The 13,158-nt window shown below is 59.2% G+C and carries 14 protein-coding genes; 9 read left to right on the top strand and 5 right to left on the bottom strand.

Annotated elements, in window-relative coordinates; genetic code table 11:
- Positions 1–84: 84 nt before the first annotated feature.
- Positions 85–2,193 carry a ferrioxamine B receptor FoxA gene (gene foxA, locus IM300_RS11585; RefSeq protein WP_193036646.1) on the top strand — a complete coding sequence of 703 codons (2,109 nt, stop codon included), beginning with the start codon at positions 85–87 and terminating at the stop codon, positions 2,191–2,193.
- A 92-nt stretch (positions 2,194–2,285) separates the two neighbouring features.
- On the opposite strand, the gene IM300_RS11580 is transcribed toward foxA, so the two are convergent.
- Positions 2,286–3,701: a PLP-dependent aminotransferase family protein gene (locus IM300_RS11580; RefSeq protein WP_193036564.1), complete on the bottom strand. Its 1,416-nt coding sequence runs from the start codon at positions 3,699–3,701 to the stop codon at positions 2,286–2,288.
- Between the two features lie 176 nt (positions 3,702–3,877).
- Here IM300_RS11580 and IM300_RS11575 point away from each other — a divergent pair, with 176 nt between their 5' ends.
- The gene (locus IM300_RS11575; RefSeq protein WP_193036563.1) at positions 3,878–4,039 is read left to right on the top strand and encodes a DUF1127 domain-containing protein; all 162 of its coding nucleotides are present in this window, start codon (positions 3,878–3,880) and stop codon (positions 4,037–4,039) included.
- Between the two features lie 45 nt (positions 4,040–4,084).
- Here the strand turns inward: IM300_RS11575 and IM300_RS11570 are convergent, their stop codons facing one another.
- Positions 4,085–5,473, bottom strand: a complete 1,389-nt coding sequence (locus IM300_RS11570) for a PLP-dependent aminotransferase family protein (protein ID WP_193036561.1) — start codon at positions 5,471–5,473, stop codon at positions 4,085–4,087.
- A 101-nt stretch (positions 5,474–5,574) separates the two neighbouring features.
- Between IM300_RS11570 and IM300_RS11565 the strand changes: the two genes are divergently transcribed.
- The 7 genes from IM300_RS11565 (at position 5,575) to IM300_RS11535 (ending at position 10,333) form a co-directional block, all read left to right on the top strand.
- Complete coding sequence (locus IM300_RS11565) at positions 5,575–6,054, top strand: carboxymuconolactone decarboxylase family protein (protein ID WP_010427243.1); 480 nt, start codon at positions 5,575–5,577, stop codon at positions 6,052–6,054.
- A 146-nt stretch (positions 6,055–6,200) separates the two neighbouring features.
- Entirely contained in the window at positions 6,201–6,524 is a 324-nt protein-coding gene (locus IM300_RS11560) for an antibiotic biosynthesis monooxygenase (protein ID WP_193036559.1), read from the top strand.
- Positions 6,517–6,912 (top strand): amino acid-binding protein, encoded by a 396-nt coding sequence (locus tag IM300_RS11555; protein WP_193036557.1) that lies wholly within the window; start codon positions 6,517–6,519, stop codon positions 6,910–6,912. Before IM300_RS11560 ends, IM300_RS11555 begins: the two co-directional genes overlap by 8 nt.
- A complete protein-coding gene (locus IM300_RS11550; protein WP_193036555.1) occupies positions 6,887–7,582 on the top strand; it encodes a helix-turn-helix transcriptional regulator in 696 nt (231 codons plus the stop codon). The genes IM300_RS11555 and IM300_RS11550 overlap by 26 nt, the downstream gene beginning before the upstream one ends.
- A 150-nt stretch (positions 7,583–7,732) precedes the next feature.
- On the top strand, positions 7,733–8,203 hold the full coding sequence (locus IM300_RS11545; RefSeq protein ID WP_063867344.1) for a MarR family winged helix-turn-helix transcriptional regulator: 471 nt from the start codon (positions 7,733–7,735) through the stop codon (positions 8,201–8,203).
- Entirely contained in the window at positions 8,200–9,267 is a 1,068-nt protein-coding gene (locus tag IM300_RS11540; protein ID WP_107534625.1) for an HlyD family secretion protein, read from the top strand. Before IM300_RS11545 ends, IM300_RS11540 begins: the two co-directional genes overlap by 4 nt.
- Positions 9,257–10,333 (top strand): DUF2955 domain-containing protein, encoded by a 1,077-nt coding sequence (locus tag IM300_RS11535; RefSeq protein WP_063450771.1) that lies wholly within the window; start codon positions 9,257–9,259, stop codon positions 10,331–10,333. Before IM300_RS11540 ends, IM300_RS11535 begins: the two co-directional genes overlap by 11 nt.
- On the opposite strand, the gene IM300_RS11530 is transcribed toward IM300_RS11535, so the two are convergent.
- From IM300_RS11530 to IM300_RS11520, 3 genes are read right to left on the bottom strand one after another with little or no spacing between them, the layout of a single operon-like run.
- Positions 10,330–11,601 (bottom strand): DUF445 domain-containing protein, encoded by a 1,272-nt coding sequence (locus IM300_RS11530; RefSeq protein WP_193036553.1) that lies wholly within the window; start codon positions 11,599–11,601, stop codon positions 10,330–10,332. The two genes, IM300_RS11535 and IM300_RS11530, sit on opposite strands and share 4 nt — an antisense overlap.
- Before the next feature lie 3 nt (positions 11,602–11,604).
- Positions 11,605–12,258 (bottom strand): LysE family translocator, encoded by a 654-nt coding sequence (locus IM300_RS11525; RefSeq protein ID WP_063867352.1) that lies wholly within the window; start codon positions 12,256–12,258, stop codon positions 11,605–11,607.
- Between the two features lie 47 nt (positions 12,259–12,305).
- Positions 12,306–13,049: an AraC family transcriptional regulator gene (locus IM300_RS11520; protein ID WP_193036551.1), complete on the bottom strand. Its 744-nt coding sequence runs from the start codon at positions 13,047–13,049 to the stop codon at positions 12,306–12,308.
- Positions 13,050–13,158: the final 109 nt, after the last annotated feature.

The raw sequence follows: 13,158 nt of genomic DNA, 5'->3' as shown, positions 1-13,158 counted from the left end.
TTTAGCATCGCGCATACGTAACCTGGCGGCGCGCATAGCCGTTTGCACTCTCAAAAAGGTAATAATTCTTATTAACAATAAGAAATATCTCTGGAGAGGGTTATGTTTGCTAAATCGCGTCTGGCACTGCTGGTGGGATGGGTTACCGGTAGCGTCGCTTTTCCATTACTGGCGCAGGATGCGCAAAAAACTGACACCGTGGTGGTGACCTCGCAGATGCAGTCTGCGGCCACCAAGCTTGAAACGCCGGATATTGAAACTCCGCAGTCGGTCTCTATCGTCACGCGCGAGCAGTTCGAAGAGCAGGGCGCAACCAGCGTGCGTCAGGCCGTGAGCTACACGCCGGGGGTCTACAGCAACCAGATTGGGGCGTCTAACCGCTTTGACTACATGGTGCTGCGCGGCTTCTCTGACGGCAGCCTGGACAACGTCTACCTGGACGGCCTGAAGATGATGGGCGACACCAACTCCCACAGCTCGCTGGTGGTTGATCCCTGGTTCCTGGACAGTATCGAAGTCGTGCGCGGCCCGGCCTCCGTGCTCTATGGCCGTTCATCGCCGGGCGGGATTGTGGCGCTTACCTCCCGTAAGCCATCGTTCGATCCGGGCGGGGAGATCAAGCTCTTTGCCGGAAACAATAGCCAGCGTGGGGCAATGTTCGACGTCACCGGCCCGGTTGATGATAACGACCGCGTGGCGGTGCGCCTCAGCGGGTTGACCCGCTATGCCGATTCCCAGTTCGATCCGCTGAAGGAAGAGCGTTACGCGCTGATGCCGAGCCTGACCTGGCGTATCACCGATAACACCCGTCTGGATCTGATGGCCTACCTGCACCGCGATCCGGAAGGCGGCAGCCACTCCGGCCTGCCGTATGAGGGCACCGTTGTGCCGCACAGCGGGAAGAAAATCTCCAACACGTTCTTTGAAGGTGAAGACGATTACGACAAGTACGATCGTCGGGAAAACATGGTCGGCTATAACCTTGAGCACCTGTTTGACAGCGGCTGGTCCGTGCGCCAGAAGCTGCGCTACCTGCACACCAAAGTGGAGCTGAACCAGGTGTATGCCGCAGGCTGGTTGAATGACACCGAGCTGAACCGCGGCTATTCCGGCTCCGACGAGAAGATGAACGCCATCACCCTGGATAATCAGGTCGACGGCAGCTTCGACACCGGGGCGGTAAACCACCGCGTGCTGATCGGCATGGACTACCAGGACCGCACCAACAACGTGACCGGCTACTATGGCGGCTTCCCGCCGATTGACGCCTTCCACCCGGTTTACGGTGCGAAGCCGGATTACATCACCCAGTACAGCAGGGAAAAGCATAAGCTTCGCCAGACCGGTTACTACCTACAGGATCAGATGTCCGTTGACCGCTGGCGCCTGACGCTCGGCGGGCGTTACGACCAGGTGAGCGTGTCGAACGTCGACAACTTTAACCACACCCGCAGCGATCTGGATAAAAACAACTTCAGCAGCCGCGCGGCGCTGCTGTATCTGTTTGATAACGGCGTTGCCCCGTACGTCAGCTACTCCACCGCCTTTACGCCGACCAGCTTTGCCGACGAGCAGGGCAATATCCTGGATCCGATGAAGGGCAAGCAGTGGGAAGCGGGCGTGAAGTATGAGCCGGAGGGGATGAACAGCCAGTTCAGCGCCTCGGTGTTCCGCATCAACCAGAAGAACATTGCCACCAAAGAGGAGCCGACCGATCCGTACCGTTCCATCGGTGAAATCGAATCCGAAGGCGTTGAGCTGGAGGCGATTGGTCAGCTGACCGACAGCCTGCGCATGCAGGCGGCGTATACCTACACGGATATTCGCTATAAGAAGAGTAGCCCGGAAGAGGAGGGCAAGCGCGCCGTCTATGCCCCGCGTAACATGGCCAGCGCCTGGCTGAGCTACGACGTCAAAACCGGCCCGCTGGACGGCCTGACCGTCGGCTCCGGCGTGCGCTATGTCAACGGGATCGCCAGCGATCGCCAGAACACCCATACGCTTCCGTCGTACACGCTGGTGGACATGGTCGTGGGGTATGACCTGTCGAAAGTGGGGCTCACGGGCGTGAGCGCGCAGCTGAACGTTAATAACCTGACGGACAAAAGCTACGTTGCGGCGTGTAACTCGCTCTCTTACTGTTATTTCGGTGCAGAACGCAGCATTGTGGGCAGCGTTTCGTGGAAGTTCTGAGTCGTTGATTTTGCCGGGTGGCGGCTTCGCCTTACCCGGCCTACTCTCCCCCGTAGGCCCGGTAAGCGTAGCGCCACCGGGCAAAAAACGTACTACTCCTCCATCGCAATCACAATCGCTTCACCCATCTTTTTCAACGCCTCGCGATGTTTATCCGTCGGCGGCAGCGCCACGTTGATCCGCAGGCAGTTGCGGTACTTCCCTGATGCGGAAAACAGCGACCCGGCCGCCGCCTGGATCTTCAGCCGACACAGCTGCTTGCTGACGCACACCATATCCACCGTCTCCGGCAGCTCGACCCACAGCAGAAAGCTTCCCTGCGGGCGCGTGACGCAAATCTCTGCCGGGAAATATTGCCGCACCCAGCAGGTGTAGGTTTCCATATTGTGCTGATAAATCTGGCGCATACGGCGCACGTGGCGATGGTAATGGCCGTCGCGAATAAACGCCGCCACCGCCATCTGCGTGCCCGGCACGTTAAACCCGCCCGCGGCGTACTTCATGTGCATCACCCGGTCGTAATAGCGCCCCGGGACAATCCAGCCGACGCGCAGGCCCGGCGCCACGGTCTTGGTAAACGAGCTGCACAAGATCACGCGGCCATCAATGTCCATCGAGTGAATGGTGCGCGGGCGCGGGTACTCCGCCGCCAGCTCGCCGTAGATATCATCCTCCACAATCACGATATCGTGCCGCTGGGCGAGCGCCAGCACCTGCTTCTTGCGCGCTTCCGGCATGATAAACCCGAGCGGGTTGTTGCAGTTGGGCACCAGGATCACCGCCTTGATCGGCCACTGCTCCAGCGCCAGCTCTAACGCCTCAATGCTGATCCCGGTCTCGGGATCGGTAGGGATTTCAATTGCCTTGATGTCAAACCCGCGCAGCATCTGCATGGTGCCGTGAAACGACGGGGACTCCACCGCCACGATGTCCCCCGGTTTACACACCGAGAGCAGGGCGATCGACAGCGCGCCGTGGCAGCCGTTGGTGATGACAATCTCGTTTGCCGCGGCGGTAGAGCCGCCGTCCAGCATCAGGCGGGCGATCTGTTCGCGTAGCTCAAGGCGGCCGTCGAGCACGTCATAGCTCAGCATCTCGCTCGGGTTATGCTGCGCAAGGCGGCTCATCTCGCGCCACAGGGGCTTCAGGCTTGGCTGGTTGATGTCCGGCGAGCCGCCGCCAAACGAAATCATCTCTTTGTCGGCGCGGGCGTCCAGCAGCATCATCACCTCATCCCACTGGGTGACGTCCACCGGGCGCTGCACCGGGCGCGTCATCGCCGGAACGGGCGGCTGGGCTTTGCGTTTCGAGACAAAATAGCCGGAGCGCGGCTGGGGGGTGATCAGCTGAAGGTTTTCGAGGATCTGGTAGGCCTGCTGTATGGTGCTGATGCTCACGCCGTGCTCCTGGCTCAGGGCGCGCACCGACGGCAGACGCTCGCCGCTGCGATACAGCCCTTGTTCAATGCGTTCTGCCAGAAGGTTGGCGAGATGTTGATAGCGCGTCATGCTGTATCCTTTATTTTCACCATACAGATTGTTAAACCAGTACAGATTGCCGCAAAAAACGGCATGCAGATACCGTTTTAGCGGATCTGTATGTTAAACAAAAGTTGTTTTTGCATCTGTATTGCGCAGGCCGATTTCCAGGATGATAACTCCACTGGCACAGTGAGGAGAGCATCATGGAATTCTACGAGAACCGTTTAAAACGTCCGTTCGTCGTGTTTGTCTGGATCGGCAAAGCGATCCGCAACTGGTATCGCATCAACCGGACCCGCCGCATCCTGAGCCAGATGAGCGACGAGCAGCTCAGGGACGTAGGGTTATCGCGACATGATGTATAACGCGGATCGTAGGCCGGGTAAGGCGCCGCCGCCGCCCGGCGATGTTCAGCTCAACAGTTCAAGCATCTGCCGTTTCGGCCTTTCCAGTAAATCCACCGCCTCCTGATACGTCCGCACGTTGTTATAGCCCATCACCAGCCCGTAGCGTTTGCCCGAGCCGCGATACCACGCCGAGAGGGCATTTACCTGGAGCTGGTGTTCCTGCCAGCAGCGGGCGATCTCCCGGTCCGCGCTTCCCTTTGCGAGGAACGCGACAATATGCATCCCGCCGTCGTTTTGTTCGGTGAAGAACAGGTCACCATAGACCTCACGCAGGGCGGCTATCATCCAGTCGCGGCGGGTCTGATAGAGGGCACGCATCTTCCTGAGGTGGCGAAAAAAATGCCCCTCGTTGAGAAACGCGGTGAGGATCTTTTGCGTCAGCACCGGCTGGCCGCTGGTGAGGATGTCCGCGCAGTCAGTAAACGCTCCGACAGTGCTGGCGGGCATCACCACGTAGCCCATGCGCAGCGACGGCATGATGGTTTTACTGAAGGTGCCCATAAAGATCACCCGGTCGTGCTGGTCGAGGCTTTTCAGCGACGGCAGCACCTTGCGGGTGTAGTGAAACTCTCCGTCGTAATCGTCTTCAACGATCCACGCCTCGTTCTGGCTGGCCCAGTCGAGCAGCTGCTGCTTGCGCGGCAGGGAGAGCGTTACCGCCAGCGGGCTCTGGTGCGACGGGGTGACAATGGCGAAGCGGGCATCGGGGTGATTGCGCAGCAGGTAGTCCGTATCCATCCCAGCGCGATCGACCGGCACGGTGTGCAGGCGGGGCACAATCCGCTTGAGCAGTTGCTGGCCCATAAAATAGCCCGGATCCTCAAACACCACCTTGTCGCTGCGGCTGGCGAGCGTGTCGAGGATCAGGCGCAGGCTGCCGCTGTAGCCGCTGGTAATCAGCACCTGTTCCGCAGTGCAGGATAACCCGCGCGAGATATTCAGATAGCGGGCAATCGCCTCGCGCAGCGGATACCAGCCCAGCACCGGCGGATTGAGCATTTCATCCTGACGCATGGCGCGCGTCGCCTGGCCCGCCAGCAGCAGCCATTTTTTGTAGGGGAAGCTGTCGAGCGCAGGAATGCCGGGGCGCAGAAAACCGGCCCGTTCGCGCTGGCTAATCAACGACGGTGGCAGCGTGCCGGTCGCTTGTTCTGCGGGGGCGTTTTGCGCGGGCAGCAGAAGATCCGGGTTCACCCGCGTCCCGCGCGCGCCCTGGCTTACCAGATACCCTTCCCCCGTCAGAATGGCATAGGCCGTTTCAACGGTTTTTCGCGCGACCTTCAGCTCTTCCGCCAGCACGCGGATGGCAGGCACCTTGTCGCCGGGCTTCAGCACGCCGCGCGTGATGTTATCGCGGTAGCGGGTATAAATCTCGTGATAGCCCAGCTTCATGTCCTACCTCATTTAATGTCTTTTGTGTCTTTTTACTATGTCATTAACGGCGTAGATTTGCCTCATCGCATGACAAAAACGGCAAAAAAAGAGGAAAGACAATGAGCACTCGCGTAAACCACCACAAAGCCACACCTGCACTCGCCAACGCGCTTTCCGCCCTGAGCATGGAAGTGGCGAAAACCTCCATTGACCCGGCGCTGAAGCACCTGATTGACATTCGCGTGTCGCAGCTGAACGGCTGTACCTTCTGCCTGGATATGCATTCGAAAGAGGCCAAAATTGCCGGCGAGCGCGAGCTGCGCCTGTACCATCTGGCGGCGTGGCGTGAATCCCCGCTGTTCAGCGCCCGCGAGAAAGCCGCGCTGGCCTTCACCGAAGCGCTGACCCAGATTGGCGTACACGGGGTGAGCGACGCGCTGTACCGCAGCGTGGCGGAGCACTTCTCGGACGTGGAGATTTCAGAGCTGAACTTCGCCATTGTCGCGATCAACGCCTGGAACCGCCTGGGCATTACTTCCCGCATGGAGCCGGGCTCGCTGGATGCGGCATATGGGCTGAATAAGGCTAATCTGGAATAATCCCGATAACGTTGCGCTTACCGGGCCTGCAAAACACCGTAGGCCGGATAAGCGCAGCGCCATCCGGCAAACACTTCGCTCCATACCGAAGCATCCACATCATTAGTCCTGCATTCTCTCCATAACATCACAACGGAGAGACCTTCATGATCGCAGTCATTTTCGAAGCCAAAGCCGCGCCGGCGCATCAGGCGCGCTATTTGCAGCTCGCGGCCGAACTTAAACCCCTGCTGGCGGATGTTGACGGCTTTATCGATATCGAACGTTTCCAGAGCCTGACCACCGACGGAAAAACTCTCTCGCTCTCATGGTGGCGGGACGAAGAGGCTATCCGCAACTGGAAGCAGAACGTTTTTCATCAGGCCGCGCAGGCGGAAGGCCGGGAGTCGATTTTCTCTTTCTACCGTATTCGCGTGGCGCAGCTGGTACGGGAGTACAGTTCCGAAACCGGAGGACACGCTTATGTATGACGTTTATGTGGTTTTCAACGACGGGCCCGGCGAGCTGGCGCGCTTTGGACAGTTGTTGGGGCGCAACGACGTGGGGCTTGAGGGGGGCGGCGTTTTCGGTACGGAAGCCCATTTTCTGGTGGAGGACGGGGAAAAAGCCCGCCGCGTGCTGATGGAGGCCGGGTTTACCGTGCAGGCGGTGCGCAGGCCGGTTATCAGAAAACTCAGGCAGGAGCGCCCCGGCGAGCTGGGTGAAATTGCGGCTGCGCTGGCAGCGCGCGGCGTGTCTATCCTTACTCAGTACAGCGACCATGCGAATCACCTTATTCTGCTGACGGATGATGATAAGCTGGCCGCAGAGATCACCGAGTCCTGGGCAACATATGTTAATAACGAGCCAACCTCCTGAGAACAGCGCGGCGCTGGAACAGGCCATTGCGGCGGTGGCGGCGGCAATGGCCGATCCGTCGCGCGTGAAAATGCTCTGTGCGTTGATGGACGGGCGGGCATGGACCGCGACCGAACTGAGCACCGCGGCGGACGTTGCGCCGTCGACCGCCAGCGGGCATCTCGCCCGGCTTGTGGACGGTAAACTGATTACCTGTCTGTCTCAGGGGCGGCATCGCTACTATCGCCTGGCGGGGCACGACGTGGCGGAGTTAGTCGAGCAGATGATGGGGTTTTCCTGGCGCCGTATTGCGCCGCCGGAAACCACCGCGCCGAAGGCCATGCGGGAGGCGCGGACCTGCTATGACCATCTCGCGGGCGCGGTGGCGGTAAAGATCTACGAATTCATGCATGCGGAAGGCTGGCTGGAGGCGGACGGTTCAGCGCTCACGCCGTATGGTCGGGAGCAGTTTCTGACACTCGGCGTTTCGTTGAGCGCTCACCCGCGCCGCAAAGTCTGCTGCGCCTGCCTGGACTGGAGCGAGCGGCGGTTTCATCTCGGAGGAGAAGCCGGCGCGGCGCTGCTTATTTATCTGGAAAGCAAAGAGTGGATCCAGCGGGTGGCGGGGTACAGGGAGGTGGTGGTAACGGTGTCGGGGAAACGTGCCGTTCAGAGACTTTTTAGCCGCTAAACTCCGCTGCGGGCTAATGCCCTCACCCCGGCACTCTCCCACAGGGAGAGGGAGAATTCCATTTTCGCAATTCCTGCGCTTTAACTTCTCGTTTCTTGATACTTACCCTGATAACTATTATCGTAATGGCGTATTACGAGAGGATTCCCCATGCGTGAAGAAGATCTGTTTAGCCGCAGGCCGATGGGCATGCGGATGGCGATGATCGTGCGTCAGTGGCGCGCCGTCATCGACGACGCCATTCTCGACACCGGGCTAACCCAGTCGAGCTGGACGGTGATGATGCAGCTTCATCAGCTCGGGGATAACGTCTCGGTCAGCGAGCTGGCGGAAGTGCAGGGTATTGAACTGCCCCCGCTGATGCGCACGCTGACGCAGCTGGAAAAGCAGGGTTATCTGCTGCGCACCGTCTCGCCATACGACAAGCGTATCCGGCTGCTGACGCTGACGCCCGAGGGCAAAGCCATCCTTGAAAGGCTTACTCAGGTGATCGAGACGTTTCAGGCGCGCGTATCGCAAAACATTGCGCCGGAACATATCGACATTTTCAGCGCCACACTCAATCAAATCGCCTGCAATTTGCGGACAATCCGCGAAGAAGATAATAAGACCGAAAAATAATGACTCCTGAACAAAAGTTTGCCCGCTGGGTAAGGGTGAGTATTGCCTCTTTCCTGCTGATGTTTGTCTACTTTATCGTCGCGGATATCTGGATCCCGCTGACGCCGGACTCCACCGTGATGCGCGTGGTGACCCCGGTGTCCGCGCGCGTCTCTGGCTATGTGGCGGCGGTACATGTCCACAATAACAGTCAGGTCAAGAAAGGCGATCTGCTGTTTGAGCTCGACCCCACGCCGTTTCGCAATAAGGTCGAAGCGGCGCAAATCGCGCTGGAGCAGGCGCGTCTGTCTAACGATCAGCTGGATGCGCAGATTGCCGCGGCGCAGGCCAGCCTGAAAACCGCCGTGCTGACGGCGCGTAACGACAAGGTGACCTTCGACCGCTACCAGAAACTGAGCACCTTGCAGAACGTGTCGCAGGCGGATCTGGATAAAGTCCGCACCACCTGGCAGAGCAGCGAGCAGTCCGTCAGCTCGATTCAGGCGAATATTCATAACCTGCGCATTCAGCGCGGCGAGCGGGACGAGCACCGTAACGTGACGCTGCAAAAATACCGTAACGCGCTGGATGACGCGGAGCTGAACCTTGGCTGGACGAAGGTCTACGCCGAGGCGGACGGTACGGTCAGTAATTTGCAGCTAAGCCCCGGTTTTTACGCCTCGTCCGGTTCGGCCGCGCTGGCGCTGGTGAACACCCAGACCGATATTGTGGCGGATTTCCGCGAGAAGAGCCTGCGTCATACCCACCAGGGGACCGACGCCGCCGTGGTGTTTGACGCCTTCCCGGGGCAGGTCTTCCGCGCCCACGTGACCAGCAGCGACGCGGGGATCCTTGCAGGCCAGGAGGCGGTGAACGGCCAACTCTCTGAACCGGAAACGTCCAACCGCTGGGTGCGTGATGCCCAGCGTATGCGCATTCACGTGGCGCTGGATGAAGCCTTACCGAAGCCGCTGCCGACCGGCGCGCGCGCCACCGTGCAGCTCTATAATAGCGAAGGGCCGTTTGCGCGATTCTTCTCCGGAATGCAAATCCATCTGGTGAGCCTGCTTCACTATGTCTATTAGCACCCTGGCGCGGGTCTTTACCCCGCACGGCAACATTGTCTACACGGCAAACGACTTTCGCCAGACCCTGCGCATCGTCTTCGCCGGGATGATTGCGCTGAGCATTTCGAGCTTCTACAACACCAGCTACGGCGTGTTCTTCGTGGTCTACCCGATCATGCTCCTCTCGCTGGTGCCGGTATTTAACCGCCACGTGGCGAAGCAGTTTATCTTCAGCGCATCGCTGAACTGCGTCGAAATGGTGATTATCATCGGCTATTTATCGCAATGGCCGGTCATTATGACGCTGGTGGTGTTCGCCCTGTACGTGATGCGTTTTCGCTTTATGAGCAAGGGTCCGCTGTTCCTGTTCGGTTCAATGGGCGTGGTATGCCAGAGCGTGATGCTCAACTTTATGAGCTACCCCACCACTAACTGGCACACGCTTTTGTTCTCTAACATCGAAGCGAGCGTGATGGCGGTGTGTCTGAGCGCGCTGATGAATTACCTGCTGCCGGACGTTGAGCCGCGTAAGCCGCCGCCGCTGATCGAGAAAGACGATGCCCGCGTGCGCCACGAGTCGCTGCTCTCCGGCACCGTGGCGACGCTGATTTTCGTGGTTTTCCAGATAAGCGATCTCAGCGATTCCCTGTCGGCGCTGATGGCGGGCATTCTGATCCTGTTCCCGATGCACTATCGCGGCTCGGTGATCAGCTCTATCTGGCGCGTGGTCGGCGTGGTGCTGGGGTGTCTCTATATCCTTGTCGTTCAGCTTATTCTGTACGATCACAGCAGCCATATGCTGCTGATGATGCCGCTGATCGGCCTTGGGCTGGCGTTTGGGGCACGTCTGCACGTGATGGAGAAGGTCGGCGCCGGGGTAGGCTTCGCCAGTATTACCACCATCGGCATCATGTTCGGACAGAACATGCACCCGGACAGCGACCTGGTGTTCAGCGATCTGTACCGCATCACCTCCGTCACCTTCGCGCTGGTGGTCACCCTGACGATGGTCTTTCTGGTGCACCTGATCCTGAACCGCTTCGAGGCGACGCGCTACGTTATCGCGCCGCCAAAAGCGGATTAGTGCGCCAGCACGGCGGGTAGTTGCGAGAGTAAAAACAGGATCAGACCAATCGTCCCGCCCACTAATGTGCCGTTGACGCGGATAAACTGTAGGTCTTTGCCTATGTTAAGCTCGATCTGGCGTGACATATCTTTGGCGTCCCAGCTTTTCACCGTGTCGCTGATATGGCGCGTCAGGAACGCCGCAAAATCCGGCGCTACGCGGTGCGCCGCCTGCTCCAGATGCTCGTTCAGCGACGCGCGCAGGCTGGCATCATTCGACAGCGTCTCACCAAACCACAGCCCGGCGTTGGCAATGCGCTGCTTCACGCGCGAGTCCTCGCTTTGCATATCTGCCTTTAGCCACTGGCGAAGGTCGGCCCACATTTCACCCAGATAACGGTTAAACGCTTCATCATTCTTCAGATAGTGCTTGATGTTGTCGGCTTTGGCCGTCATCTCCGGGTCGTTTTTCAGGTTGTCGATAAGCTTCAGCGTGGCGCGGTCGAACGCCTGGCGGATCTGGTGCGTGCGGTCGTGGCTGATATCGTCCAGCAGCGTGTTAACCGCGTTCGACACCATCTCTGCGCTCTGATCGCCCAGCCACTCGGTGGGCAGCACCATCGCCTTACGGGGGTGCTCGGTCTTCAGCCAGTGGACAATCTGGTCAGAGATAAACTCCCGCGTGCTTTCCCGCTGAATCAGCGTTATCAGGCGGTTGATGATGGCGTCCAGCAGTACCTGATGGCGGTTGTTTTTAGTCATGCTTTCCAGCATCACGGCGCTGGTTTCGGTGAAATCGACCTTGTCGATAGCCTTATGCACCGCGCGTTTGAGCAGGCGCTGAATGCGCCCGTCGTCGGTCAGTTCAAGAAAACCGCTCATCACCTGCATCAGATGCAGCCCGACGCGCTGGGCGTTGTCGGGCTTGCTGAACCAGGCACCGATCATCTGCGCCGGCTCGTAGCGGCGAATTAACGCGACCAGCGACTGGGTATCCAGAAACTTCTCCTGCACGAACTGGCCGAGATTGTCGCCAATCCGGTCCTTATTGCGCGGAATGATTGCCGTATGGCGTGAAATGAATGGAATGGGCACCCTGCGAAACAGCGCGACGACGGCAAACCAGTCCGCCAGCGCGCCGACCATTGCCGCCTCGGCAATGGCCTTCACGCCGCGTACCCAGAAGGTCTGCGGCAGAAACAGGGTGGTGATAAAGGCCGCAGCGGCAATCAGCAGCAGCGACAGCGCCAGAAGCTTGGCGCGTTTGAGTTCAGCTATTTTTTCCATGGGTTAAGGATAGAGGGAGACGGGGGGAATGTGCAAAAACCGCCACAGCACCCACCCGCCAAACCCCATCAGCACCACGCCCGCTGTGCGCTCAATCCACCACAGCGAACGGCTAAGCTTCTGTTGCACCGCCGATAGCCCCATCATCGACACCAGTGCCAGATCCCACACCAGCACCACCGTCACCATCCAGACGCCGCACGTTGTTTGCTGAAGCAGCGTGACGTCCGGACCGAGTAACGCCGTCATCAGCGCCAGGTAGAACAGCGCGTTCTTCGGATTTAACAGCGCCGACCCCAGCCCCAGCAGGATCTGCTTCATCAGAGAAGGGCACCGCTGTCGGGTTTCTGCAAGCGCCAGCGCCTGCGGTTGGCTGCGCACCAGATGCGAGCCGATCCACAGCAGATACAGCGCCCCGCAAAGCTCTATCAGCGTAAACAGCCAGGCAAACTGGCGCAGTGCGCTCCAGCCGATAATCACCAGTAAGATATACAGCCCGTTACCCGCGGCGATACCGAAGCACAACCCGGCGCTGCCGCGCAGTCGGTAGCGCGCGGCGTAGCCCACCAGCAGGAAGAAGTCCGGGCCCGGGCTTAACAGGGCGACAAAATGCGCCAGCGCCAGGGCGAGAAAAGCGGAAGGGAAAAACAGTTCCATAGCAACCTCGGTTAACAATCTGAGGTCAGCCTACGGTGATGCAAACGCTATTTATTGTCAGATATTGATCGGCCTGTCGCATACTGACGCGGCGTGGCCGCGGTATAGCTGACAAAGGTCTTATGAAAATGGCTCTGGTCGGCAAACCCGCTCTGGTAGCCGACGTCGGCGATGTCGTCCCCGGCACGCAGCCGCGCTTTGGCAAACTCCACGCGGGAGACGTTGAGAAAGCTGACCGGCGTCAGGCCGGTGTCCTGCCGGAAGGTGCGGATCAGCGTCTCTTTGCGCAGCGAGAATCGTTGCGCAAGTTCGTCAAGCGAAGGCGGTGCGGCCAGGTCGGCAAGAAATGCCTGCTGAAGGTGCTGACTGGTAGAGCGAAGCGCGTCTGCGTTTTCCACGCAGCGGGGAAGGGCAGAAAGTAGCGTGTCCACGGATGCAGATGACATCGTCTCAACAACATCAAGGTAGCGCTTAAAGAGCGCAGGGTCGCGAATCACCTGGAACGCCACGGGAAGATCGGTGTCGATATAGAGCATATGGTAGCTGCGCGGTTGCCCATTGACGGGGTTGCAGCTGTGCGGCGCGTAAGCCGGGATGACAATGAGATCGCCGGGGTTCAGGATAGACTCTCTGCCATGACTGACGCAGCAGGTCTGGCCTTCCATAATCGCGCCGATGGAGAGCTGCGGATGACAATGACGTTTGTACGCCCGGGTGCTCTGCCACGTACTGCGCAGCTCAAGACCTGCGGCGCGATGAAATGTCTGGCGGATGTGGCGGGTATCGGTCATAAGAGCTCCAGTGATGAGCTTTTTTTATACCATGTATGCGCCTGCCCTGGCAGCGTCTTACTAAGAACCTTCCGTATATACCCAACTTTACCTTCATAGCCAGTCACAT

Source organism: Enterobacter cloacae complex sp. I2 (genome assembly GCF_014896205.1).
Taxonomy (GTDB): Bacteria; Pseudomonadota; Gammaproteobacteria; order Enterobacterales; family Enterobacteriaceae; genus Enterobacter; species Enterobacter quasihormaechei.
The sequence above is the reverse complement of the archived record's forward strand: the minus strand, read 5'-3'. Positions and strand labels throughout refer to the sequence as shown.

What these genes read in the sequence shown, in the direction of transcription:
- IM300_RS11565 (WP_010427243.1), top strand. Translation starts at nt 5,575, where the DNA reads ATGAGCACTCGCGTAAACCACCACAAAGCCACACCTGCACTCGCCAAC.
- IM300_RS11575 (WP_193036563.1), top strand. Translation starts at nt 3,878, where the DNA reads ATGGAATTCTACGAGAACCGTTTAAAACGTCCGTTCGTCGTGTTTGTC.
- IM300_RS11525 (WP_063867352.1), bottom strand. Translation starts at nt 12,258, where the DNA reads ATGGAACTGTTTTTCCCTTCCGCTTTTCTCGCCCTGGCGCTGGCGCAT.
- IM300_RS11580 (WP_193036564.1), bottom strand. Translation starts at nt 3,701, where the DNA reads ATGACGCGCTATCAACATCTCGCCAACCTTCTGGCAGAACGCATTGAA.
- IM300_RS11560 (WP_193036559.1), top strand. Translation starts at nt 6,201, where the DNA reads ATGATCGCAGTCATTTTCGAAGCCAAAGCCGCGCCGGCGCATCAGGCG.
- IM300_RS11535 (WP_063450771.1), top strand. Translation starts at nt 9,257, where the DNA reads ATGTCTATTAGCACCCTGGCGCGGGTCTTTACCCCGCACGGCAACATT.
- IM300_RS11570 (WP_193036561.1), bottom strand. Translation starts at nt 5,473, where the DNA reads ATGAAGCTGGGCTATCACGAGATTTATACCCGCTACCGCGATAACATC.
- IM300_RS11545 (WP_063867344.1), top strand. Translation starts at nt 7,733, where the DNA reads ATGCGTGAAGAAGATCTGTTTAGCCGCAGGCCGATGGGCATGCGGATG.
- IM300_RS11520 (WP_193036551.1), bottom strand. Translation starts at nt 13,049, where the DNA reads ATGACCGATACCCGCCACATCCGCCAGACATTTCATCGCGCCGCAGGT.
- IM300_RS11550 (WP_193036555.1), top strand. Translation starts at nt 6,887, where the DNA reads ATGTTAATAACGAGCCAACCTCCTGAGAACAGCGCGGCGCTGGAACAG.
- IM300_RS11530 (WP_193036553.1), bottom strand. Translation starts at nt 11,601, where the DNA reads ATGGAAAAAATAGCTGAACTCAAACGCGCCAAGCTTCTGGCGCTGTCG.
- IM300_RS11555 (WP_193036557.1), top strand. Translation starts at nt 6,517, where the DNA reads ATGTATGACGTTTATGTGGTTTTCAACGACGGGCCCGGCGAGCTGGCG.